Source organism: Gammaproteobacteria bacterium (genome assembly GCA_029882975.1).
Lineage (GTDB): Bacteria > Pseudomonadota > Gammaproteobacteria > SZUA-152 > SZUA-152 > JAJDNG01.
The window spans coordinates 1-24,149 of sequence record JAOUJW010000001.1 but is presented as its reverse complement, the minus strand read 5'-3'; the positions used below and the strand labels follow the sequence as shown (position 1 = coordinate 24,149).

30 protein-coding genes are annotated in these 24,149 nt (G+C 46.3%); 22 read left to right on the top strand and 8 right to left on the bottom strand.

Annotated elements, in window-relative coordinates; translation table 11 throughout:
• The first annotated feature begins 58 nt into the window (after positions 1 to 58).
• The 4 genes from OEY58_00150 to OEY58_00135 are packed head-to-tail and all read left to right on the top strand — an operon-like array spanning position 59 to position 2,151.
• Positions 59 to 643 carry a cytochrome c gene (locus tag OEY58_00150; GenBank protein ID MDH5323850.1) on the top strand — a complete coding sequence of 195 codons (585 nt, stop codon included), beginning with the start codon at positions 59 to 61 and terminating at the stop codon, positions 641 to 643.
• The gene (locus tag OEY58_00145; GenBank protein MDH5323849.1) at positions 644 to 1,165 is read left to right on the top strand and encodes a cbb3-type cytochrome c oxidase subunit I; all 522 of its coding nucleotides are present in this window, start codon (positions 644 to 646) and stop codon (positions 1,163 to 1,165) included. It abuts the gene before it with no gap.
• Positions 1,162 to 1,698 carry a thioredoxin family protein gene (locus tag OEY58_00140; protein MDH5323848.1) on the top strand — a complete coding sequence of 179 codons (537 nt, stop codon included), beginning with the start codon at positions 1,162 to 1,164 and terminating at the stop codon, positions 1,696 to 1,698. The genes OEY58_00145 and OEY58_00140 overlap by 4 nt, the downstream gene beginning before the upstream one ends.
• Positions 1,699 to 2,151 (top strand): hypothetical protein, encoded by a 453-nt coding sequence (locus OEY58_00135; GenBank protein ID MDH5323847.1) that lies wholly within the window; start codon positions 1,699 to 1,701, stop codon positions 2,149 to 2,151.
• A gap of 29 nt (positions 2,152 to 2,180) precedes the next feature.
• Here OEY58_00135 and OEY58_00130 read toward each other — a convergent pair whose 3' ends face one another.
• Complete coding sequence (locus OEY58_00130; GenBank protein ID MDH5323846.1) at positions 2,181 to 2,384, bottom strand: hypothetical protein; 204 nt, start codon at positions 2,382 to 2,384, stop codon at positions 2,181 to 2,183.
• Positions 2,385 to 2,812: 428 nt separating this feature from the next.
• Between OEY58_00130 and OEY58_00125 the strand changes: the two genes are divergently transcribed.
• From OEY58_00125 to OEY58_00040, 18 genes are all read left to right on the top strand, one after another.
• Positions 2,813 to 3,070: a hypothetical protein gene (locus OEY58_00125; protein MDH5323845.1), complete on the top strand. Its 258-nt coding sequence runs from the start codon at positions 2,813 to 2,815 to the stop codon at positions 3,068 to 3,070.
• 199 nt (positions 3,071 to 3,269) lie between these two features.
• On the top strand, positions 3,270 to 4,676 hold the full coding sequence (locus OEY58_00120; GenBank protein ID MDH5323844.1) for a cbb3-type cytochrome c oxidase subunit I: 1,407 nt from the start codon (positions 3,270 to 3,272) through the stop codon (positions 4,674 to 4,676).
• Between the two features lie 31 nt (positions 4,677 to 4,707).
• A complete protein-coding gene (locus OEY58_00115) occupies positions 4,708 to 5,658 on the top strand; it encodes a cbb3-type cytochrome c oxidase subunit II (protein ID MDH5323843.1) in 951 nt (316 codons plus the stop codon).
• A gap of 12 nt (positions 5,659 to 5,670) precedes the next feature.
• Positions 5,671 to 6,300, top strand: a complete 630-nt coding sequence (locus OEY58_00110) for a hypothetical protein (protein ID MDH5323842.1) — start codon at positions 5,671 to 5,673, stop codon at positions 6,298 to 6,300.
• A 27-nt stretch (positions 6,301 to 6,327) separates the two neighbouring features.
• Entirely contained in the window at positions 6,328 to 6,462 is a 135-nt protein-coding gene (locus tag OEY58_00105; protein MDH5323841.1) for a hypothetical protein, read from the top strand.
• A gap of 173 nt (positions 6,463 to 6,635) precedes the next feature.
• On the top strand, positions 6,636 to 6,950 hold the full coding sequence (locus OEY58_00100) for a hypothetical protein (GenBank protein MDH5323840.1): 315 nt from the start codon (positions 6,636 to 6,638) through the stop codon (positions 6,948 to 6,950).
• Positions 6,951 to 6,988: 38 nt separating this feature from the next.
• Entirely contained in the window at positions 6,989 to 7,264 is a 276-nt protein-coding gene (locus OEY58_00095) for a hypothetical protein (protein MDH5323839.1), read from the top strand.
• Positions 7,265 to 7,279: 15 nt separating this feature from the next.
• Positions 7,280 to 7,768, top strand: coding sequence for a cytochrome c (locus OEY58_00090; protein ID MDH5323838.1), 489 nt, complete (start codon positions 7,280 to 7,282; stop codon positions 7,766 to 7,768).
• On the top strand, positions 7,765 to 8,271 hold the full coding sequence (locus tag OEY58_00085; GenBank protein MDH5323837.1) for a hypothetical protein: 507 nt from the start codon (positions 7,765 to 7,767) through the stop codon (positions 8,269 to 8,271). Before OEY58_00090 ends, OEY58_00085 begins: the two co-directional genes overlap by 4 nt.
• 5 nt (positions 8,272 to 8,276) lie before the next feature.
• On the top strand, positions 8,277 to 9,353 hold the full coding sequence (locus tag OEY58_00080) for a formylglycine-generating enzyme family protein (GenBank protein MDH5323836.1): 1,077 nt from the start codon (positions 8,277 to 8,279) through the stop codon (positions 9,351 to 9,353).
• Between the two features lie 51 nt (positions 9,354 to 9,404).
• On the top strand, positions 9,405 to 9,656 hold the full coding sequence (locus tag OEY58_00075) for a hypothetical protein (protein ID MDH5323835.1): 252 nt from the start codon (positions 9,405 to 9,407) through the stop codon (positions 9,654 to 9,656).
• Positions 9,657 to 9,736: 80 nt separating this feature from the next.
• Positions 9,737 to 10,096 (top strand): hypothetical protein, encoded by a 360-nt coding sequence (locus OEY58_00070; protein ID MDH5323834.1) that lies wholly within the window; start codon positions 9,737 to 9,739, stop codon positions 10,094 to 10,096.
• A 238-nt stretch (positions 10,097 to 10,334) separates the two neighbouring features.
• Positions 10,335 to 12,794 (top strand): fused MFS/spermidine synthase, encoded by a 2,460-nt coding sequence (locus OEY58_00065; protein ID MDH5323833.1) that lies wholly within the window; start codon positions 10,335 to 10,337, stop codon positions 12,792 to 12,794.
• A gap of 72 nt (positions 12,795 to 12,866) precedes the next feature.
• Entirely contained in the window at positions 12,867 to 14,171 is a 1,305-nt protein-coding gene (locus OEY58_00060) for a 4Fe-4S binding protein (protein ID MDH5323832.1), read from the top strand.
• 2 nt (positions 14,172 to 14,173) lie between these two features.
• A complete protein-coding gene (locus OEY58_00055) occupies positions 14,174 to 14,623 on the top strand; it encodes a hypothetical protein (protein MDH5323831.1) in 450 nt (149 codons plus the stop codon).
• Positions 14,607 to 14,978 (top strand): cytochrome c, encoded by a 372-nt coding sequence (locus OEY58_00050; protein MDH5323830.1) that lies wholly within the window; start codon positions 14,607 to 14,609, stop codon positions 14,976 to 14,978. Before OEY58_00055 ends, OEY58_00050 begins: the two co-directional genes overlap by 17 nt.
• Positions 14,941 to 15,384, top strand: a complete 444-nt coding sequence (locus tag OEY58_00045; protein MDH5323829.1) for a hypothetical protein — start codon at positions 14,941 to 14,943, stop codon at positions 15,382 to 15,384. The genes OEY58_00050 and OEY58_00045 overlap by 38 nt, the downstream gene beginning before the upstream one ends.
• Positions 15,385 to 15,559: 175 nt before the next feature.
• Positions 15,560 to 17,548, top strand: coding sequence for a serine protease (locus tag OEY58_00040; protein MDH5323828.1), 1,989 nt, complete (start codon positions 15,560 to 15,562; stop codon positions 17,546 to 17,548).
• Between the two features lie 161 nt (positions 17,549 to 17,709).
• Here OEY58_00040 and OEY58_00035 read toward each other — a convergent pair whose 3' ends face one another.
• The 7 genes from OEY58_00035 to OEY58_00005 form a co-directional block, all read right to left on the bottom strand.
• Entirely contained in the window at positions 17,710 to 18,453 is a 744-nt protein-coding gene (locus OEY58_00035; protein ID MDH5323827.1) for an OmpA family protein, read from the bottom strand.
• Between the two features lie 233 nt (positions 18,454 to 18,686).
• Complete coding sequence (locus OEY58_00030) at positions 18,687 to 19,211, bottom strand: DUF1439 domain-containing protein (protein MDH5323826.1); 525 nt, start codon at positions 19,209 to 19,211, stop codon at positions 18,687 to 18,689.
• A gap of 94 nt (positions 19,212 to 19,305) precedes the next feature.
• On the bottom strand, positions 19,306 to 20,766 hold the full coding sequence (locus tag OEY58_00025) for a TolC family protein (protein ID MDH5323825.1): 1,461 nt from the start codon (positions 20,764 to 20,766) through the stop codon (positions 19,306 to 19,308).
• A 129-nt stretch (positions 20,767 to 20,895) separates the two neighbouring features.
• The gene (locus tag OEY58_00020; GenBank protein ID MDH5323824.1) at positions 20,896 to 21,867 is read right to left on the bottom strand and encodes a zinc metalloprotease HtpX; all 972 of its coding nucleotides are present in this window, start codon (positions 21,865 to 21,867) and stop codon (positions 20,896 to 20,898) included.
• A gap of 58 nt (positions 21,868 to 21,925) precedes the next feature.
• On the bottom strand, positions 21,926 to 22,480 hold the full coding sequence (locus OEY58_00015) for a DUF1439 domain-containing protein (protein ID MDH5323823.1): 555 nt from the start codon (positions 22,478 to 22,480) through the stop codon (positions 21,926 to 21,928).
• Positions 22,481 to 22,583: 103 nt separating this feature from the next.
• Positions 22,584 to 23,090 carry a hypothetical protein gene (locus tag OEY58_00010; GenBank protein ID MDH5323822.1) on the bottom strand — a complete coding sequence of 169 codons (507 nt, stop codon included), beginning with the start codon at positions 23,088 to 23,090 and terminating at the stop codon, positions 22,584 to 22,586.
• Positions 23,087 to 23,596: a cbb3-type cytochrome c oxidase subunit I gene (locus OEY58_00005; GenBank protein ID MDH5323821.1), complete on the bottom strand. Its 510-nt coding sequence runs from the start codon at positions 23,594 to 23,596 to the stop codon at positions 23,087 to 23,089. The genes OEY58_00010 and OEY58_00005 overlap by 4 nt, the downstream gene beginning before the upstream one ends.
• Between the last annotated feature and the right edge of the window lie 553 nt (positions 23,597 to 24,149).

Here is a 24,149-nt window from a genome sequence, read left to right as displayed (position 1 = left end):
CATCTACACATAACAAGAGCGGGAGATTGCAGTATTCAGCTTGGTGTGATGTGAAGTTATGAGTACAAAAAAGCAGCCGTTAAAAACCGGTGAAAAAGTATTATTAAGCATTGTGGCCGTATTTATTGTTGTCGCCACAATAGCCTATGTGGTTTTGGAAACTTATCGCTTAAGTTCCAATAAGCCCATGTTTGAAACCAAGACCAGTTTTGATTTTTCTGAGCAGGGTGCCAAGGGTTCTGAGCTGTTTCGCCACGCACGCTGTACCTCTTGCCATCGCGCGTTGAGAAATGGCACCAATATGGGTTTGTCTCTGGACGGGGTAGGGTCGGTACGCACCTATGATTGGCTTTATCGTTTTCTAAAAGATCCGGAAAACACTTATGGGGCTAAAACTTTCGATCATGGGCCGTCACCCAAAGAAGGGGCTTATGTAGCCAAAATGCCGGATGAACAGTTACAGGCCATAGCTCGGTTTATTTCCGAGTTGAAAGCAGAGCAGGGGTCTTCCTCAGCTGCCATGCCGCCGGAAGGGCGATCTGAGTTTATTGATGATATGGTCAAAACCTGGGCTCCAAAAGAATGGAAAAATAAGTACGAGGATGTGCGCGAGAAAAACATACCGCCGAAGGAGGATAAATAAGTGTCTACCGAAAAACACGGGTGGGATGATCCGGAATACACCAAGTATACACTTTGGTTTATCTACGCCTGCATCATCTATAGCTTGATTGGATTTACCTGGGGTGCCCTGATGGGCGGTATCTCCGAGTTAAGGTATTTTGTGGATCATCGAGTCCACGGTAATCTGATTGTTCGTGCCCATACTCATATTAACCTTTTAGGTTGGGTGGAAATGGCGATTTTTGGTGCTGTTTACTATGTGATTCCGCGCTTAGTGCGCAAACCAATTTACAGCATGGCTCTAGTTAAATGGCATTTTTGGGTACACAATTTTGGGTTAATCGGTATGGTCGTATTTTTTACCACCGCCGGGGTGACCGGAGGTATAGCCGGTGAAACCCACACAATGGAGCAGGTTGAGGCCATGGTGAAACCCTTATTGGCAACCATGGGAATATTTGGGACTCTGGTATTAACAGCGAACTTCATTTGGGCGTACAATCTGTTTAAAACCTGTGCCGGATGGAGAAAAGTATTATGAACGTGCTACCCAAGCTTGTACTGAGTCTGCTATTCCTAAGTGCTATGGTGGGTTGTTCCATTGATGACAGTTCCCTGAAAATCGGCATGAAAGCGCCCAGTCTGCCAACAAAAACTCTGGCTGATGTAGGGGGTGATTTCAGCCGTATTACCACGTACCGTTACCCGGATAAGCGGATGTATCAATTGTCACTGGATGTGGCGTTAAATTCAGGCAAGACTATCGTTTTAGAATTTGCTACCCCCGGCCATTGCACGGTCTGCGACAAGCAGTTGCAAATGCTCAAGGCCCTACTGGTTAAATATGAAGATGATGTGATCTTTTTGCATATGGATCAGTACCAAAATCCGCAGGCGTTTAAGGCTTTTGGGGTTATCGGCGACCCCTGGACTTATATTATTGACGCGAATCAAGTAGTGCGCTTTAAGCAGGCTGGGCGAATGCTGTATGGCGAGTTGGATTTGATTTTACGTACCATGCAGGCAGCCAATGCTTCCAAGCAGGATTTAGAGAAAGTAGCGGAGGCCGGTTAAATGGCGAAGTTTGAACGGTATAATCTTGTTCCTGACAAGAAGGGTATGGTGTGGGATCTTTTGATGTACGTACCTACCGTAGGGGGTTTGGGTATTGGGGCTTCCATTATGTGGTATAGCGGAAATCAGAACCTCACTTATTTGTTGTTGTTTTTGTCCTGTTTCTTTTTGTTCCAGGCGGTCAATCGTATTATGGGGCGTTTGTTACTGCTTCCCGGCACGCCTAAGGCTGTGGAAATCTCCAAACAACGGGTGGTTCTGGAATTGCGCAACCACCAGAAAATCGAGCTGGTAAAAAATGTGCGTTATTTTTCCGATTATGCCGGCAAGTCGTTTGGTTTAACCGGTCTGGATTTGTCGGGCGTGAAAAAACAATTCGTGTTTCACAAGGGCCAGTTTGTCGATCAGAACGAGTTCAACAAAATCGGTGGCCAGCTTAAGGTGTTTGCCTGATCTTTGCGTGGTTTACGGCAGGAGTGCTGTCACGAGCTCTTGCGACGCTGTTTGACGATGTCAGCGCCTAGAAAGGCTAATACCACAGCGCCAATACTGCAGGCGATAATAATGGCCCATTTTTCGGTTTCCGGGGCCACCAGTCCGCCGATAAACATGTGAACGGAATAGCCCAAAATAAACAGGGAGCTGAATCCAACGATTAATAAAATAACGATTTCTTTACCGGACATAGTCTAGGTCTCAATATCAAGAGAGCGTGGAACACCTAACGTGTGGTCGGGTTCGGGTCAAGCGTAGACACGCAGTAAATTGCAACAGTATTGTAAATAAAGAAATGCATTATATCGCTGTATTGCAGAATATAAAACAGACACTTAATGTGGCAGGTTAGGAAATAGCCAATATAATCGCAGTGACAAACTGGGTATTAACAGGGTGGTCAATAAGTCGGGCAAAAATGCTTGACCTGATGTACCACATGTGACACGATTTCGTGCCATTAAAACCTTAAGCGAATAATAAGGGTAAGTTTGGTGTAGTTGGGGAACTGGACCGTCTTTGGAATGGATCTAAGCGCTTTCCATTATCGGCCCCTTAAAAAACGAAACGTTTCAACTAAATAAAATTAGAATATAGGCAAAGTGAGGAGGTTTTGGGGATGAGAAATCCATTTATACTATGTTTTATATCAGGCGTGGTCACCGGTATGGGCAACGGCAGCGTATTCGGAGCTGCGTTGATGTGCTTTTTGGGCCGAGGAAAATTCGATGACTGGGGTGGCTGGTTCGGTACCGCCTATGATCCTACTACCTTCACGGGCTTTGTTGATTGGGCCATGATCATTTTCGGCCTGGCGTTCTATCTGACATTACACATCGCTGTGAATCGTCATAATCAACTGGAAGCAAAAGCATAAGCTGATTTTGCTAAACGGAAATAATCATTTTAATTAATTAAATAAAGGGGATTGTAACCATGGCAATGTTTGCATCTATCTTTTGCATAGCGCTGGCGTTTTCCAGCATGTGGTTTGGTTGGTATTTATTGATGCCGCGTGACAGTTTAAAGAATCAGATATGATCGCGAAGAATATTTTTGGGGAGGGGTGATTAAAAATGGTTAAGTATTTATTTAAAAAAGAAGAAGACATCCCAGCAGGTTCTGCTGCGATATTCTTCGGTTTTTCTTCAATATTGTGGTTTATTGTGGGCACCGGTCTGGGTTCCTTCAATGCTGCTAAACTGGCATTTCCGGACTTCGTTACCGGTATCGAAATGCTTTCTTTCGGACACATGCGTCAGGTGCATGTACTGGCTGTAATTTTAGGCTGGATCTCCATGGCTTTCGCTATGGCAATGATGTACATCACACCTGCGTTGGGTAACACCAAACTATGGTCTGAAAAACTGGGTGTATGGAACTGCCTGATCTGGAATATTGGTTTGGCTCTGGGCCTGACCCTGTTGTGGTTCGGTATTAGCTCCGGTCGTGAATACTCTGACATGATCTGGCCTATCGATCTGGCTATCATTTTCGGTATTCTGCTGCCTCTGGGTATCAACGTGTGGATGACTATCAAAACCCGCCGTACCCAAGGTATCTACACCACCAACTGGTTCTTCGGTGCTGCTACTTTCATGGTAATCATTGTATTCACCGTGGGTAATTCACCTGAATTTTTCCAGTTGACCGGTTTGACCGAAGCCTATCTAACCTGGTGGTTTGCTCATAACGTATTGGGCTTGTGGATTACTCCGGTTGCGGCTGCGATCTCTTACTACATCGTACCTAAAGTAACTGGTAATCCTTTGTACTCTCACCGCATTGGCCACTTGCACTTCTGGTCAGTTGTCGTGTTCTACTCTACACCGGCTGCACATCACTTGATGTCTGCTCCGCTGCCAGAGTGGTTGAAATCTTTCGCCTCTGTAGAGGGTGTATTGATTCTGGTACCTGCTATCGCTTTCGTATCCAACTTGCTGTTGACCATGTCTGGCAAGTGGAAAATGTTCGTTGAGAATATCGAGATCAAATTCACCATCACCGGTGTATTGCTCGCCATTCCGTTGAACATGCAAGGCGGTTTCCAGCAAACTCGTGCCATTAACTGGTACATCCACGGAACCGGTTGGATCGTGGCTCATGCTCACTTGGCTTTGTTGGGGTTCTCAACATTCCTGGAAGCGGCTGCTGTCTACTACGGTCTGCAAACATTGCTGCGCAGAAAACTGTACTCTCTGGCTCTGGCTAACTTCCACTTCTGGATGTTGCTGATCGGATTCTCCACTTACTGGGTATCCATGACCATTGCCGGGTTGATTCAAGGTGCAGGGAAGATCTACGAAGTGCCTTACATTGACGTTGTTATCGCTGAACACCCATACATGATTGCACGCTGGGTGGGTGGCACCATGGTATTCCTCGGTAACTGCGTATGGCTGGTTAACATGTGGAAAACGATGCGTGAAGGAACTCTGATTCCTGCCGGACGTTTGCCGCACGAACTTGCTTACGAACGCTAATAATTAGAAAAGTATTGGGAGGAAATAATCCATGGCATTTAGAGAATATACAATCGGGGCGAGAATGTTTGGTCTCGCCTTCGGGTCCTCGATGTTCATTACGCTGTATATGCCGGCGACTGACATCAGGAATGTATCGGTAACGGAAGTTGGTTTGGATCGACAGTTGGCCTTCGGTCGAATGGGTGGCTTCTCTTATGAAGACCCCTTTATGACGGGTGTAGCCAAGCCTGCTACGGTTCATATTTCAGAAGACCCGAAAACCGGTGCTCCTATAGAGCCAACACGTGCATTTGTTTATCCAGCGAACGCTCCGTTCCCTAACGGTATTCGTCACCCCATTATATTGGGTGCCAAACCCCAGGATCTGAGTGTAAACAAGGGTAAAATCCTGGCGGCTGACGACACCAAAGGTGCGGTATTTGTTATTCGCACAGAAGACCGTGATGGTGAGGCTGTTCCTTACATTGAGAATGCCACGGCTACCCGCGGTTGGTCTCCGGAAGCTACCATGAAAGTGGCGACCGAAGAAAACACCATGTTGGTAGGTAAAGGCAAAATCATGTTTGTTCGCGAAGGTTGCTGGTGGTGTCACACATTGCTGCCTGAGCAAACCCAAGACTGGCAGTATTTTGGTGCACCTCCAATGCTCGGTGACTTTAATGGTGAATCACCCACTGCATTTGGATCTGACCGAAAAGCGCCTGACTTGACTCACGTGGGCTCGCGTAACTCTTCCAGAGAGTGGATGATTATGCATTTCTTCAATCCTCGTCTGGTTCAACCCCATTCAATCATGCCTCGCTATGATTACCTCTGGGGTGAGAAGGACGCGAAAGGTAACACGATCGATTTCGATGGCTGGCGTACTGAATACAACAAATACGTATCCAACGAGCGAGTTTATCCACCTGAGGTGCCGGTACCGGCAGCTGATAGTGAAGCTCGTGCTTTAATCGATTTTGTACTTAACCTGAAATAAGGGAGCTGAGACATGGCGTGGAAGTTTGATAATCCTTTGTTCAGTATGACAACTGACGACCAGAACGAAGAAGCAAAGAAAACATGGGAAGGCGAGAGCCTCGGTGGTATCGCAGAAAACAATAACCGTTTGCCACAGCCTGTGGTGGGTTTGTTGATTCTGACCATCGTAACTGCATTCTTAATTACAGCACCTTTGTGGGGCCAACGCCCCAGCGCTGCGATTTATGCGGATTACGTTAAATGGATGGATTCCGCTGAAGTGATGGCGATTAAAGACGATGCTAAAAAAATGGAGCATATGGTCAATAAAGCCAGAGCGGAAGGTTCTAAGTGGGTTCCTTTGTTGGACCGTCATCCTATCGATATGGATGATTTACGTCTGATCAAAGATGCTATCATTGAGCTGCAAAATAAAAAGGCTCATTTGGAAGAGTACACAGTTCTGGGTAACCGCCTGGTGCTGGCTAACTTTGAAGGTAACTGGCGCGAGGATGGAACTCGTGAACGTGTGCAGCCCTGGTGGGATAAGGGTTACACCATTGATATCTTCTTTATCATTATTTTCTGTGTGAGTGTAATGATTACGGTTAAGCGGTTGCCTAACTACAGTTACGTACCGGACCATAGCAAGTCCCACTAAAACAGAGCAAATCAGAGGAGAACTATTATGATTGATTTGGATAATGGCCCATTTGCAATGTTAATTTGGGTACTGACGGTATACACCGCTCCATTTATCTACAGCTTTTTCGTCGATAAATACGACAAAGACAAAGAAGGTATTGACACCTATTCCAAGTAATTTTGTCGGGAAAACAAAGCCATGTTATTCGTTTGAATAACATGGCTTTTTCTATTTATTCACAAGTATATTTGCTGTAGAACTAACCGCTTTGGTATGAGTTTTTTCGTCCCCGTTCTGGATAATAATGATATAATCTGCAGTGATTTGACCGGAAATTTAATAGGTTTATTATGTTGGAGCAGGCTGCACAGTTTTTAATCCCGTTGCTTGGTACAGAAGAGAAAGCCCGGCCGTTCGGTATCGATATGAGTATCGAGAGTATGAGCTCACAGCAGTTCAGCGTGGGAATTTTCTACTTTCTTATTGTTGCTATTCTGGTTTTTGTTGGAATCACCTTGATGTTTATGTTCAAGGACAATGGAAAAAAGGAAGGTGGAGCCAAATTAAAAACCGGTGAAAAATGGATGTTTGCCTGGATTATGTTTGGGGTTTTGGTGGCCATCGTCTTTGGTGCTGCGCAAATGATGCATGGGTTTTTGTTTTAGGTTTCTAACGCACATACGTGCGATTGTGGGAGTTAGGTATGGAATTCTTGAATTCACTTGAAGACGGTTGGACCATTTATTTATGGTTGGTTGCCGGTGTAGGTATAATTGTTGCTGCTATCATTGCTATCCGTTGGGCTGCAAAAAATGATCAGTTTGATGAAGATATTAAATATGTCGTATTTGATGAATCTGACAAAGACAAAATGTCCAAGGAAGATTATGAAAAAGCTATGCAGGTAAATAAGGAACAAGAAGATTTGCGGCAGGAATATCTGGAAAAAGAACGTCAAGAAAAGAAAAAGGCGTCCTAATCAAGGTGAAGCGGTATGAAGAGGGGTGAGGTTATTATACTGGCCGTGATTGGCGTGTCGGTATTAATTGGGGCAGGCTTAAAAACTCTGTCCATGTCCAAGGATACGCAACCGGATAGAGGTATACCATTTTATTCGACAGCCGCCAAGGAACAAGAATCGCAAGCTTTATTGCTCATGCGAAAACTGGATTGTCGACGTTGTCATGCTTACGGTGGCTTAAAAAACATCATGCAATCGGTACCGGCACCTGCATTGGATGGTATCGGCTCCATTCGCGAGGAATCCTGGTTTTATAAATATTTTTCTGCTGAAAATCCGCAAGCGGTACTCCCGTCACGACTTAAAAAAGAATTTCAAATGCCTTCCTATGCGGGGCTAGATGAAAGCGATCGTCGTTTGCTGGCAATGTATATGGATAGCCTTAAGGTCGAAGATTGGTATCTGGAACAAGCCAGGAAATCAGAACATGAAAAACTCACAGGAACACCGTATCAACCATGAATAGACAACGTTTTTGGGCCGGTACTTTGGCAATTATCGTGGGATGCCTGGTGAACTACCTGGGAGACCGTGTAATTGGGGTTCGTATTGAGTTGTTTTGGGGGCTGCAAACCTTTAATTTCTTATGGTTCCTGCAATTATTTATTTGGCCTGTTGTGGTGGGGATTTCGGTCTCAGCCATCTTCGGTCTCGGTGGTAAATGGTTGTGTTATTTCCCTCCATTTATTGTTAGGTCCGTGGCGTATTTTGAGACTCAATACCTGATAGGAATACCACAGGGGGCAGAGTTAATGCCTGTGGGTTGGTGGTTGTTTTATGTGATTTTGGCTGTGGAATGTGCTGCAATTGGTGGTGTATTGGGAGAAATTTGGATCAAACGTATCTATGGGCGAACTTCCCCAGAAGATGCTAAACGTAAATTAATCCAGCCAGGTCAAAATCAACCGGAAGCGGGATCCAACGTGGACGAATTACAGAATCACGATTCTGGCGCTAAAGGGTGAAACCAGTGAACCAGCGTGGCCAACGTAGTTTTGCACTAACACCGGAAGAACAACAAAAACGTAAGTTCTTTTTGGGAGCCACCCTGATTACTTGTATAGCCTTAGCCATGGTATTTGGGACTATTCATGTTGTAAAACTGGGTTCTAACCGCATGGCAGATATGCGTTCCAAAGCAGGCTACGATTTAAAGGATGTAGACAAACATATACGTGCCGCAGGTGAAGATATAGAGTTACATAAGCAACACGAGCTTCAGAAAGAAGCTCAAATTACTTACGCAGAAACTGAAATTAGCACCTTGCTAACATCGGAAAAATGGCAGGATGTGGATTCACAAGTCAAAATTCCAGCAGGCTACTTTTCCATGGGGACGGACAGTGAACGTGCCGACCCGCAAAACAAACCTCAACACAAGGTTTGGACGGATGCTTATTATATTGATAAATATCCGGTGACGTACGCACAATATGCCCGATTCGTGGCAAAAACCAACTATCGGCCACCATCGGACTGGAAGCAGGGACGAATTCCGGATCAAAAAGTTTTACACCCTGTAACTATGGTGTCCTGGTATGATGCGAGAAATTATTGTGAGTTTATGGGTAAACGTTTACCCACCGAAGCAGAATGGGAAAAAGCCGCGCGCGGTGAAACTGGGGTTCGCTGGCCATGGGGCAACGAAATGGATCCAACGAAATTAAACACCTACTACAACGTGGGTGCTACCACTGTCGTGGATAAGTACACTCAAGCTGTCAGCCCATACGGTGTATTCGATATGGCAGGTAATGTGAGTGAATGGACCGGCAGTGACTTTAAGCCTTACTCCGGCTCCGATGCTCCCGGTGATTTGTTTAAACCGAAAGTGGTTGTGGCTCAAACGGCTCAAGACCGAGCGCTGAAAGTGGCTGATTTGGTGCCCGTTGAAAAAGGTGTATACAAAGTGCGTCGTGGAGGCTCATGGAAAAGTGATCCGTTTGCCACGGCTGCTTATCATCGAAATTTTTCCCTACCGTATTACGCATCGGATTTTTTTGGATTTCGATGTGCAAAGAACAGTGATACGATAGGTGAGAAATAAACGGGCGTACTAGGATAAGTCGCAGTACAAAGAACAACACAGGTACAGATTATGATCAGACTATATTCTCGAATCGCATTTTTTGCTTGGGCATTGCTGCTTGCTACGCCCTGTTTGGCCGATAGTTATCGTTATTTACATGTGAGCATTGATACGCCTTGGATGATTTTCATCTTTTTGTTGCTCATTATATTGTTCCCCTTTGTCCTGATGGCGATTTTGTATTGGTATTTCGCTTTTAAGAAGCCTGGCAACACGCCCCCATCAGATGACAACTCCGTAGTGGATGCGGATCCTCAATAGGAAAAACAGTAAGTAACTTTGCTTTTACATAACCGAACCAAGGCGAAGTTCGTAAACCTTTTTTGGAACATGATTTTGTAATGAAAATAGTTACATTATTAATTGGTTTGCTTATATTCCCGCTGTGCACATTCGCAGAACCTGAGGCGGGGATGGGGGCTACCGCTCCATCTGAAAACGCCCATGTGTTACGAGGGTTTACAGAAAATCAGGATGAACTCAGTGAGATTGTAGCGGTTAGCGACCAACGTAAACGTCAGGTAATGTTTTTTATGGGGGTACCCTTGCTGCTACTGTTGTTAGCGACCGGCGCCCTGGGTATCGCTATGGGAGTATACGGCAAACCTGTTTTCGTCGCCCACATGGTCTGCGCCGGACTCAGTATGACTCTGGCATTGGCTCATGCTGTGGCGGGTGTGGTGTGGTTTTATCCGTTTTGAACAGGTACAGGCTCATGATGCGTAACAATCTAATTTCAGGCTGGTTACTGCGGCCGGGTTTCTGAGTTGGTCGTTGCCGGTGGTGTCACAGATTCAGGAAAGCTTCTCTTCCCATTCAGCGTTATTTTTTCGTCGTAGTCTCTTTTTACTCTATTTTATTTCCGGGTTAACCAGCCTGGCCTACGAAGTATTGTGGGCAAGAATGCTGTCCCTTCAGTTCGGGGTGAGCATTTTTGGAGTGGCAATCACCGTTAGCACTTTTATGTTGGGCTTGGGTTTGGGTAGTTTGGTCGGGGCACGGTGGTTTCGTCGCTTGGGCAGCCCGTTGAAATTTTTTGCGTTATTTGAATTGGGTGTCGCCATTATGGCCTTGCTGACGCCGTGGCTTTTGCAGCAGTTGGAACCGGCGCTGGCTCTGTTAGCTCAGGTCACCGATCTGGGTACCTGGTACGCACTGCAGTTTATGGCCGTGGCGGTTATATTGTTTATCCCGGCGTTTTTAATGGGCGCGGGTTTCCCTATGGTGCTTCGGGTGGTTGGGGTAAATCACGTCGGAAAGGTGTATGGGATAAACACTCTGGGGGCCGCGCTGGGGGCGCTACTTCCCTTGCTATTGTTACCAACCCTGGGTTGGGTGGACGCCATGAGGTTTGTGGCCATTTGCGGTGCGGTCGTCGCCTTATGTGCGTGGTTACTGTATAGCAAGTCCCCGGTTAACCAGAGTGCGCCGGTGGAGCAAGCCACTGTACCTGGTTTTGATGTGGCTTCCTTGATTACCTACGCCGGAATTGGGGCGGCAGCCATCATTTTAGAAGTGGCGTGGACACGTTTATTCGGAATGTTGTTGCTACGAACCGAATATGTATTGGCGTTGATATTAGCTGTGTTTTTGCTGGGAATGGCATTGGGCAGTTTGATTACTCATCGGTTGCAACACCATATCATCGGGACTGCCTTACCATTGTTGGTATGCTCATTCGGTTTGGCGGGATTGTGGTTAACGCCCTGGTTACTAAACAAAATGGCAGTGCTTGAAGCCGAGTCTTTACCGCTGGCTATCTTGCAACAGGGTACGGCAGTGGTTCTACTTACTTTGCCGGTGACCTTGTGTTTGGGAGCTTGGCTTCCCTGGTTGACAAGGAAATTGCGCAGTAATAGTACTGCCGGTTCCATGCTGTACGGCGCTAATGCAGTCGGTGGAGCCGTGGGAGGGTTATTAGCCGCGTTTGTTCTAACCCCGACCGTTGGCAGCAGCGCTGCCGTTGTTATTGCAAGCCTGATGATGTTGGCTTTGGGCTTACGTTGGAGTGAGAATCGGCGGGCATGGTTGGCTTTGCCTTTGTTTGTTTTACTGGCTATACCCATTTGGAATATGCCTTCTGTCAGTATGCTGTTACCGCAGGCTTACGCTCATAGTCGGGATCTGGCTTATCGGGAAGATGCCGTGAACATTACCCACGTGGTTGAACGCGAAAGTGGTGAAAGACTGTTGTTGGCGGATTTGCAACGAATGGATGCTTCCTCAGACCCGACTGCAGTGGAAGTGCAGAAAAACCAAACGCGCTTACCACTATTACTGCACCACTATCCTAAATCCGTTTTGTTTCTGGGTTTGGGGACAGGCATATCTGCTGCCGGTTCTCTTGCCTATCCCGATTTACAACGTACTGCGGTGGAACTGTCACAAGGTGCTATTGAAGCTGCGGCCTCTTGGTTTGCACCGGTTAATGGTGATGTTTCTGTGTACATGAATGTGGTGCGTGATGACGCACGACGTTTTCTCATGGGGAGCCGGCAAAATTATGATGTCATAATCGGTGATTTGTTTCATCCCGACTTAGTAGGACGCAGTGCCCTACTGTCTGTGCAGCAGTTCCAAAGGGCAAAGCAGCGTTTAGCTGAAAAGGGTTTGTTTGTTCAATGGTTGGCGCTGAATCAGTTTGACAAAGAGTCATTGGAGATTGTTCTACGCAGTTTTCAGAAAGTGTTTCCACAAGCGGTTTTGTTCGCGGATGGATTCCGGGTGGCGTTGGTGGGACGGCAGGACGGGCCTGTGAATGCACTAGAGGCCTTGAACAATATGGCAAGACTCTCAGAGCAACAGCAGTATCAGGTCAGTGGCGGTGAGGGGGTTTGGACCTGGCTGGGACGTTATTGGGGGCCATTGGCTTTGACTGAGGGGGTGACCCAGGACGAGTGGGCGCCACAGATCGAATTCAAATTACCCCAGGCGCGATATAACGGTCAGTTGGACCTGGCAGAGTTGTTACGCTATCTGTTGTCCGTGCGCCCAAATATGCAACAGGCTCAAGCACAATTACAAATACCTCGGGCACAACTTGAAGCTTTTGAACGGGCGTATGCGGCCACCGAGCTGTCACAGCGAAGCTGGTTGGCTCAGTTGACTGGAGGAGCGGAGCAACAACGGTTATTGAAATTTGCCTATCAAGCCAACCCCAAAGATCGTTGGGTTGCTTACGCCATCGCCGATGGTGTGATGGCCAATGCGCAGCAAGTTGTGGAAGTGGAAAAACGGCAGTTATTGCAGTCTGTGCTAAAAATTCGGCCCGACCATATTGGAGCCCTGAAACAATTGTGGCAACTGGAACACGCTGCCGGTAATACTCCGGTTGCAAATAAAATGTTACTGGATTTGAAGCGAATTAATCCATTTGATACTCAGTTGGGCAAATTTTAAGGTGAGGATTTTAATACTATTTATCAAAAACACGGCTTATGGCTTCTAGGGCTGCTGTGATATGATTGCACAATGAATAACCAGGATTCGTTAAAAGATATTCCCATTACGGTGGTGCCGGGCCCTGTCAATCGCCTGCATTGGCAACGGCGGGCGGTGCAAATACTGACCGTCACTCTGCTGGTTTTGGTGCCTCTCACGGGATTGTTGCGCATCGACCCTATTGCCGGGGCATTTGTGATCTTGGGACGTCAAATCTGGTGGTCCGATTTTTTCCTTATTTTTGGTATGTGGATTTTATTGGCCAGCGCCTTGGTATTGGTGTATTCCACCCTAGGTACGGCGTTCTGTGGGTGGTCCTGTCCTCAAAACAGTTTGTCGGAATGGGCCAACGCCATGACCAAAAAGCTCTTGGGGAAACGGGCTGAAATCAGTTTAGAGGGGCGGAAAATGGCACTGGCCTCGCGTAAAAACCGTTGGCTAAACTGGGGTGTTTTATCCGGTATGATGTTGTTGGTTTCCGCGTTTTTTGCGCTTATACCCTTACTTTATTTTTATCCGCCTCAAATAATCTGGGCTTTTATCACTGTACAGGATAACGCGGGTTTGGCCGCATCTCTACATTATATATATATAATTTTTGTGCTGCTGGTATTGTTGGATGTGGCTTTTATTCGCCATTTTTGGTGTCGATTTATGTGTATTTACAAAGTTTGGCAGCACGGTTTCAAGACGCAGCAGACCTTGCATATACACTACGATGAAACACGCTCCACAGAATGCAAAAAGTGTAATTTTTGCACCACGGCCTGTTTTTTGGAACTGGACCCCAAGCAAACCAATGTCTATGACAGCTGTGTCAACTGTGGTGAGTGCATAACTGCTTGTGCACGATTGCAAGCCAAAAAGTCCAAACCGGCTCTGTTAAGTTTCAAAATCGGACAAACCAACCCCGATAAAATGGCCAATGTAAGTACACGACTGGCCGGATTATCCACGCGAGTGCGTTGGACATTACCTTTTACGACCTTAGGTTTATTGATGTTCGTTTGGGGTTTGTACTCCTATGAACCCTATCACTTATCCGTGTACCGGGCTGACCAGAATCATGGTAGTGCCATTCGTGACTATCGGGTGGCGGTTTTTAACAAGCGATACGAAAATGCCCGTCTATCTGTTAGCATAGAAGGCTTGGATAGGGATGCATATAGTATTACCAAACCCAGCGTGGAATTTACCGCGGCGGGGCGTATCGATCTGGAATTGCGGATTTCCGCTGCTATGCCTCAGGGTTTGCACAGTTTTTTTGTACGGGTGCAATCAACGGATGGTTGGCAGGCGCGGTACCGAGTGCAACACTTTGTAGGCAGAACGTAATTATGAGCACAAACAAAACAGAAACCCCCATTGAGGGCATCAAAGAAAAAAATTGGGGTGAAATACCCAAGGACAACTTTGGTTATGCTTCTGATGAAGAACGCAGGGCCAAGCGCGGATTAGAAGACTGGGAACTAGTGGAAAAAATTCCGCAATCACAAAAAGGAGTACCGAAGTGGTTTCTCGCAGTGGTTGTTGCTGTTTTGTTGGTAGCAGTGGGTTTGAGTTTTCCATTCTGGGGTGATCGGCCCGGTTATGAACGTGAATGGATAGATTGGGGCTTTGGCGCGGCGATTTTGTATATCGCTGTATTCGGTGGTTTTGTTTATCTTATGGTTAATCATTACAGCCCTAGTGTGGACGGCATAGAAGAGCCGACTTCTACTAATGATTCCCCCCATAATGACATTACTAATACGGACAGCACCCATGAGGATGACAAACGGGCTTGAAGAAGGGGAATCTCAGGTTCCCAAAACATCAGGGATACAGGGGAGACTGCTGTTAGGGGTGCTGGCGATAGTCATGGGATCTTGTGGTGAGTCGCGGGATCAGAAAACATCACTAGAGCTGCCCGAACCTGAATCCAGTTCAGCGCTTTTGTATCTTGAAAAATGTTCTACTTGTCATGCTGCTCCGGCCCCGGGTAAACACAGCGCTCGGTTGTGGCCCGCAATACTCCAAAGGATGCAAATGCGCATGAAAAGCAAAGGCGTGCAACAACTGAGTAATGTAGAGTTGTCCCTATTAGTGGAGTATTTGCAAAAACATGGCAAACAATCCAAACACCGTTCCGAGCAGGATTAACGATCCACAAACCATTGGCACCAGACTTATGATAAATCGTAATCTCAAATTGATTTTGTTTCTAATACTGCTATCAGCCTGCAGTGGGGAAAAGGCCTATATTCTTGGGCCACAAACTCATGAGGATGTGGACGTACTGGTGGAAATCCGCCCGGGTGCACCGCGTGTAGGTATGAATGAATTTATTGTGGTGGCCACTAAGAAAAATCGGATTCCAGCCAAGGACTATATTGTATCTGTAAAAATGAAAGGTCTTGGCGAATGGCGCCAAAGTATCCAGGATGGACATTCCGGTGTGTATCGCCGTGCCGTTCGAGTTAACGATCCTCAAACAGACGTGTTGCTGGTTGAGTTAGACGATAGAAAACAAAAAACTGTGTTGAGTTTTCCTCTAGTACCTAAATAGCTCCCTCCACTAAATCCCTGTAATTCGACCGGGTTACTAAAGATTCACTTTTCAAGTCCGACATACATTTAGAGCCAACTTTCCGAACGACTCACGGCTCAAGAAAAGATTAACTATTTCAACATGTTGTGTTCTTGCCGATTGGCAATGGCATGGCCGAACCCGGGGAAAGTATATGTTAACAATGTTGCGTCATCCCTCTATTATTCTTACTCTCAGTTTCCTGCTCTGGGCCCCCATCAGTGCTGCTAAATCACTTCCCAAAAAAATCTTGGATACGGTGTACGCTTCTACTTTTGAAGTGGTTGTGAAAAAAGTGGGTGAAGGGGCATTGGAATATGAAAAGCCATTGCCGATGGATCGTATTCCCTTTCATATTCGCAATGATAAATACTGGTCCATAGGTACAGCGTTTGCTATCGGTAAAAATACATTTGTAACTGCCGCTCATGTATTCATGTTAAGCCGAGACAGCCAATATGAAGGCTACTATCTGCGCGACACTAAAGGTAAGGTCTATGAAGTGGGCACAGTAAGCAAATATTCCGGAAAAAAAGACTTTATTGTTTTTTCCTTGAAATCTCACAAGGTTAAGAAGTTTCTTAAGTTAAACAAGAAGCTGGATTTGAACGAAGCGGTATATTCTGTGGGAAATGCATTGGGAGAAGGGGTTGTCATTCGAGACGGTTTGTACACGTCCAATACCCCGGAACAGGAGTCGGGCGAATGGAATTGGATGCGCTTTTCCGCCGCGGCCTCTCCCGGCAACAGTGGTGGCCCCTTGTTGGATAGCAAAGGTCAAGTTGTGGGAATTGTATTGCGCAAATCCGAAAACGAAAACCTGAATTATGCTCTTCCCATTAAGTTGGTGTCCGCGGCTCCAAAGAACCTGGCTACCGACAACGCACTTTTTCGTTATGGTATCGACAATATGGATTACTCCTATACTGAGCGATTTACTTTTAAGGACAAGTTGCCTCTGAGCTTCGCCGAACTCAGTAAGCGTTTGATAAAGGCGAACAATGAATTTACCTTGAGTTTGTCTAAAAAAATGCTGGCAGAAAATGCCAAAGATATTTTTCCCAATGGTGAGGGGTCCCGCGATTTGTTGCATCGTACTTATGCGGCTGAGTTTCCCCACTTAGTATGGCAAAAGGGTGATCGTACATGGGCGCCGTATTTGCCCACAGATATACGCAAGTCAGATCTGGGTAGTAATGGTTACTTGAAAATTGGCAATTTGCGCAGTACCGTGATGATGCAAATCCGAAAACCCGACGATCTGCAAAGCTCCACATTTTTGAAAGACGGAAAAACCTTATTGGACCTGGTTCTCAAGGCCATACCGTTTACGCGAAATGTGGGTGGCGAAAGTATTCGTATCCTGTCCATGGGCGGACCTCGGGTAGATGAGATTTATCAAGATCGTTACAAGCGCAAATGGTTTTACAGGGTGTGGGATATTCCGTACGATGACTCATCTATTGTGATGATGTCCCTGCCAACTCCTAACGGCAATGTTTCCATGTTACGGCGTTCCGCTACTTCACAGATTTTAGCTCATGCGGATGATATGAAAGTGTTGTCGGATTTTCTGTATTTGTCTTATTACGGTAGCTTGTCTGAATGGGATCAGTTCCTGGCACGCAAAGATCTGTTACCGGAAGCATTCAATACTGTAGTTTTGAAATATAAGGCAGGGCAAGTAGTGGAGTTTAAATCCGACAGTGTGTCGTTCAGCTATGATGCCGAACTTATGAATATTACGGATAAGAGTGACATTTTCCTCAATATGTCTTATTTAAAACAGGGCGATAAGGTGGACTGGGGGATCACCCGAGTGGCAGTTGGTGAGGAGATTAATAGTGGTCGCTATTTTGATGTTACCATGAATATCAAACCCAGCGACCAGATGAATGATTCGGATAAAAGCCGTTGGAAGAAACTGGCGAATGAGGAATTTCCCTATAATGGGGAATCCTTTTTCAAAAACCGCTCCACCAGCATCAGTGCTTTGTATGCGCGTAAGGTGCCGAGTGATGAGCGTGTGAACCAACCGGCCTTGTTCTCCGTTTCCTATTCCATAGACGGCAAAATCGAACAACAGGCAGCGGAAGAAAAATTGCAGTCCTTTATGAAGCGGCTGACCATAAGCGATCGATAGCTGACGCTTGGGATTTTTGTGGGCGGGTGGCTTGTACTGTGCAAGTCACCCGTTTTACGTTGTATATACTCGTGCTGCCATGTAGTGGAGATTGGGTGTTAAAAAAATGCCTGCAACCGGGACCGGGAGCAGGCATAACAGGAGGGCAAGCAAGAGGGGGATTATTCAGCGCTGACCAGTAAGTCGTCAGCACTGTCCGTGTTTTCGTATTTGATCTCTACACGGCGGTTCTCATCCCAGTTTTTCTCATCGTGCAGCGGGAAAGATTCACCATAGTTGTTCACCTTGATTAAATCACTAGGCACACCATGGGTTACCAAAATATTGACGATGTACTCGGCACGTTTGCCACTGAGCTTGTAGTTGTAAGCAGCAGAACCTTGAGCGTCGGAATGAGCTTCAACTACCAGACGCTTACCGGGATTGGTCATCAAATATGCTGCATGCTGTTGCAGGATCTCAATATCCGTTTCGGAGATTTGAGACTGATTGGCGCCAAAGTTAAACAGCGTTTTTTCAGGCAGACTCATCAGACCGGTATCCGGTTCTGACAGATTGACCTGCATAAAACCGTCGGATTCGGTCTCCACCGCCGCCGTATTGGTGTCTGTATGGGTCAATGTATCTTCTAAGGCAGAAGGCTCCATAGCTGCTTCACTGGAAGCGATTTCTTCAGCTTTGATTTGGTTTTCCACAGTAACACTTTCGCTGTTCATGGATTCGCTGATCAAATTGTCGCTAATGTCCTTGAACATATCGTCCAGGGATTTTTCAACGACGACTTCCTTTTCCACGGTTTCAATCGAAGTAGTTTTAACACCATTGCTGGTACAGCCCACGGCCAAAGCCAAAGGTAAAATCGTAAAACCGGCGGCTTTCAAAATTTTTACAGTTCGTAAGTTCATGGTCCTATCTCCTGAGTTAAATAAAATGGGTTAGCGTGTTGCTTGATTCTAATTAAACACAAGAAACATGGAGGCAAGGCGTGTACAAGCTGATAGTGTGAGGATAGATTATGATGAAAAATGGCAATCATGCCGTTCGGGGGGTAGATACCATCTTCCTCACTCAATCACAAGCCCCCGCTAGAGGGTTTGTGATTGAGTGAGGAAGATGGTATCTACAAGCCACAAACGAGTTACCAACCCATTTCCACATGCAAGACGCCGTCTTTAACAGAGACCGACTTCAAGGTAGCTTTGGCCATTTTGTGTTTGAGCTTATCGTCTTTGAGGGTGTATAGGGGTTTTTTATGCATGGTGCGAATCAGGCCGTTTTGTGCCAGATTCTTCACGGTGCCGTGCATCTTTTGCGGTAGCCCATGTATGTCCAGTTGTTGGATTTCGGGGTTTTTCAGGTGAAACGACCCTTTCTCTCGATTGTAATTGATGGTACCACTCACTTGCGCCGTGCCATTGGCTTTTAAGCCGCCGGGAATGGTGGCTTGTAAATCAACGGTGACTTGTATGAGATTACCGGTTGTGGGTAATTGCAATTTAGGATTGCTAACCACCACCGTCACCATGAATTTCTTCCGCGTCAGCGGCATCATGGCGCTCACTTTCTCTTGCAATTCGGCTTCGGTAAATTTGAACGTATAAGCCAGCGCATTGGAAGCCAAGGCAAGATTGGCCAGTAGAAGCAATATTAACACTTTTACCATGACATCTCCTTTGCAGGGTTCGTTGTTGGAGAGAGTGGCAGGGTAGGCACGGTTCTTTAAAAGAGCGCTGTACCCACTCGAACGAAACTCGATTTTACTCGGGTTTCTTGTTTGGTTGCCACAGTTGATCTGTAAGTGTTTGGTAACTCAGATAGCGAGTTTGGTATTCAGTGGCCATATCGGCATATTCCAGTTTACTTTCGATGAAACGGTTCAAGGTGCTTAAGACAATACTTATATCAAGTTTGTTTTTGATAAATAGTGAAATTTCATTTTCCATTAACTCGCTAGCCGTATTCAGTTCTTGGTTTTTGGAAGACATTGCAGTGGAAAGGCCTTTTAGTTGTCCGGTCAAATCGAGTAACCCAGCAGTAAGGTTTAATTCTAAGTTTTGTTCCCCATCTTTTTGCATTTGTTGTTGTATTTTTACACTTTCCAGTCGAGTTTTGGCGGAATTGTTTTCTATGGGTCTATTTAGTCTGAGCATAAGGCTATATGACTCACTATCGAAGTCGTAGGACTGATCAAACTCAGAATCAGAACCAGAGTAGGTTTGACTTAGGGATAAGCTTAAAAAAGGATTCAAATCATCAGTTGCTACTTTAATTCTGTTTTGCAGAATCTTGCCTTGTATATCTACAATTTGTACGATTCTAGTGTTATGAATAGCGTTTTTATTCGCAACATCAGGAAGAGTTTTTATTTCATACAAATCATAGCTGGGGCTTGCTGAGCTTATGTTTGGCATTTGTGCGTATTGGGATAATGCCTCTTTTATGGAGTTTAGTCTGGTGTGGGTTAATGCTAATTCTTGATTGTTGGTTTGAATAGCATGTTTAAAATACAATTGCTCTCTTTGTGAAATCTCTCGATTGGCTCGCGATTTTAACTGGTTAAGTTGTTCTAAATGTTGTTTTCGGATTTGATGAAGTTCTTCAGCGTGGGACCATCGGACAAAGCGCGCCCCAAGAGAGCCAAGCAAGGACTCGCGTTGGTCTTCAACAGAAAGCGACGTGGATTTAGCGGATAGCTCCATTGAGTCGTAGGAAGATTTGTAATTTAAACCTCCTCTACCTCTCCACAACGGCATGTCAAAATTGATGCTCAGATCATTATCGTGTTCACTTAGATTGTTTGGATAGCGCCGGTAAGATTGGGAAATTGAAACGGATGCCCCTAGATCCCATAAACGTTTTCGCAGTCTTATGGAATGTGAACTGTTTTCATAGTCGCTCACTTCTAAAAGCGTCCCAGCGCTGTTGGAAATCTCCCTGCTGGATTCGCGCTTGAAGTAACGGCTGTTTATAGAAAAATTCCAATCGTTCCCACTTTTGATAGAGCTTAGAGAGTTTTCGGCTAAGCGGTTTCGGTGTTCCGTCGACGTAAACGCCGGATGCGTTTTTTGATAGTGCTCGAATAGCTGTTGCAGGCTGACGGTTTCTGTCGCTGTCGTGGTTTCTAAAGGTTCACTGAATGCTGCACCGCTGGCTAGTGTGGTGCAAAGTATCACCGAGCAAACGAATTCGCTGAGTATGGGAAAGGCTGTTAACTTCATGAAAACCTACCGTTTTTATATTTATGGATGACTCGTTGCGAGTCTCTTTGCAAGACCTTTGTAAGACAAAGTTTTGCCTCATTTTATATTGCCAAAGGGAAAAACACAAAAACAGGGGTATGGAACTGCTTAATGCCACAAACCACTAAACGGATGCCGTCGCGGCCGTCTGCGTATAGCCTCACGATTGAGCAATTCCATGAGCCGGCTGATTTCCGGGTCCAGTTGAATCGGGCGGTAACGGTCGCGTTGCAGGGCCAGAAGGCGGCGAATGCGTTCTTCGGTGGGCGGGTGCGTGCGCAGCAGGGATGGTTCTGTTTGTTGGTGACTGGGTAAGAATAGGCGTTGCAGCCAGTGACGCTGTGTCGTTTCGATTTTTTCCAGGGCGCGGGCCAGGCCTTCGGGGTCGCCGCTGAGTCGGGCAGCATTTAGGTCGGCATCGTATTCCCGCACCCGCGACAGCCCCAGTTGCGCCAGAGCGCTGACGGAGGGAGCGAAGATCAGTACCATTATGGCTAACCAGTTAATACTGACCATGCCGAATAGAATCAGGGGCAGGTTAATCAACAGTAGGAACTGCCCTAATAAGGACATTAATGCCGTCAGGCGACTGAAAGTGTCCGCCAGGCTCATGACGCGCAAGTCGTTATTGCGAATGTGGCTGATTTCATGGGCCAGTACACCGGTTTGCTCACGGGTATTCAGGGTGCGCAGTAAACCGTCCGTGATGGCGATCACGGATTGATTGCGGTTGCCCACGGTAAACGCGTTTACCGTTTGGCTGGGAATATAATACAGCGTGGGTGAGACGGGTAGTTGGGCGCGTTGTGCCAGTTCGCGGGTAATGCCATACAGTGTTGGGGCTTGTTGCGGCCGGATAGGGGTTGCCTGGTACAGGCGCATAATCAATTGCGGTGGTAGTGCAGGATTTAGACTAAAAAACAGCAGGGCCAATAGTCCCAGTATGATAATGCCGCTGAAGCCCCACAATATCCAGCCCAACAGGCCGAGAAAGCCCGCCATGAAAGCGAACAACAACAGGGTTTGTAATCGGTTTAAACCGGCATGTTGTTCCCAGGTATCCAGATTGATAGCTTGCATAATTTAGTAAAAGTATGGGGGTAATCGGGCAAGGGTTCAAGGTGATGGGGTTGTGGGATTATTTTTTGACGAATTCTTTTTTCCCGGCTGTATCCGTGTCGAAAACGATCACCAATTGCCGGTCTTTGATTTGGATGGATTTTAAGGTCGATTGCAGTAATTTGTGCCGTGTGTTTTTCTTATCAAGCTTGAACAAGGCTTGCTCCCGCAGATTGGTTATGATGATTTGTTCGGTCAGTTTTTTTACCGTGGATTGCAGATTATGGGGTAGCTGATCGATCTGTATTTCAACGACTTTAGGATTGTTGAAATAAAACGTACCTTGAGTAGGGTTGTAGCTTACTGATCCGTTCACCCGAACTGTACCGGTTGCGCTTAAACCCAACATTTGGGCCTGCAGCTCGCTATCCACCTGAATCCGGTTGGTTTCCGCCAACAGTTTTAATTGAGGTCGGCTCACCACCAGAGTAAGCATCATTTCCTGGCGCTGGATGGGCATTTGTGCCGCCAGGTGATTTTGCAATTGCGCTTCGGAGAATGTAAAGGTCATGGCGGTGGCAGTAAAGCCGTGCAGCAAACTGCTCATGAGAAAAAAGCGGATCAGTGTTTTCATAGTGCTTTTAATCGTCCGAATTCGGGAATGATAGATAGCACAAAAGGATAGTCAAAATGAACGCTGGGCAACACCCCAACGGTAAAACAATACGGTGTTTAGGCTATTTTTTTAAGCGCTTCTCCAGCGTAGAGCTGCTTTTCCAGCGGCGCAGCAATAGAATTTTGTCGCCCCCTTTGCGTTGCTCGCATTCCGGGCAGGTGAGATGACAAAGGTAAATGTCGCCGGGCATCCGCCCCATGTCAAACAAGCTGTTTTGCAATTTGCGCATGCTGTCACGAATGGTGCCGATACCGCCGGGGTGTAGAAAACCGCGCACGGTAAAGTTGTTTTCCAGGTTGCTGACAAAGCGGGAAGGGGATTGAGACGACGTGAGCAGGCGGACGATTTTGCCGCCCCACATGCCGGTTTGAGTCAGTACCAGACCGGGCCAGGGCTCCTGCAACTCCAGCTCCTCTATTTGATATTGCTGTTTTTGCAAATAAGTACCGTACGACAAGGGCATTTTCAAAAAAGCAGCAATGGGCAGAATATGCGCCGCATGTCCGCTCAGATCTACATCCTGTTCATGCCAATCAGGCGTCGTTTCCGGACAAAAGCACTGACTCATGCGCGATTGTGTTTCATGGTCAGGAACAGGTTGGTAAAGAATATCCAAAAACCCATACCCATCACGGTAGCCACGATGGCGATGGTGCGACCATAATATTGATGTATGGCAGCAGCTTCCGTGCCCGTAGGGTCCGCCAGTAAAGCTTGGCCTTCCAAAATGCCGAATATCATCAGTGTACTGTAGAAACCGGTTATCCCCAAAGTGGTCCACCAATAGGTGTGGCTCACCAATTTGCGTGAATAAATGGGCGCGTTGAGCATTTTTGGGAGCAAGTAATATGAAGCACCCATAATGAAGATCACCACCCCACCCACGACGTTAATATGGGCATGGGCCAATGGGTCGATCATATGGCCGGGACCGCCGTAGGGACTGCCAATAGAGTCCAGCCAGGCGCGTATGGGGCGGATGACTTGTAAGACCCCGTGCACGGTGCCTATGAAAAAACAGGTTGCGGAAGTGATAATGAATTTGACCAGATGTCGGTTTTCCCCGGTGCTCATGCTAATAACTCTTTTTCAACTTGTATGAAAATTAAAAAAAAACCCGGATTAACCGGGTTTTTTCAATACTGAAATACTCTAACCGTTAATACCGAACCAGTAACTTTTGTTTTATAGTGCTTGTTTAGGTTTGGTTAGGTCAGTGGATTATTGGTTTTTGCGGTTTTCAGCGGCCATGTCCATTGCTGCGCCACCCATAACGATAGCTCCAATAACCAAAGCGCCAAAAAGAATGATCGGTGTAAGACTTGCCATGATGGATTTCTCCCTTCGTTAGTTTTGCTAATTAGTTGGTCTTGCCAGTTATTTTTATCCGGTTGCTGATTAAAAATCCGCGGTTTTCAATCAGTTGCGTCATTCACTTGGTGGACAAGGAGTGACACAGTATCAAATTCAACCTATCCCCCCCGGGATCACAGAATTCGAAGCGCTAGTCTAACCAATCAGTCTCAGCGGTGCAAGTTATTTGGCCCGAAGAAATTCCTGGTAAATCAAATATTTACTTCACAAGCGCCTGTCCTTCGTAGCGCGGGTCACTGGCAGCAGAGACTTT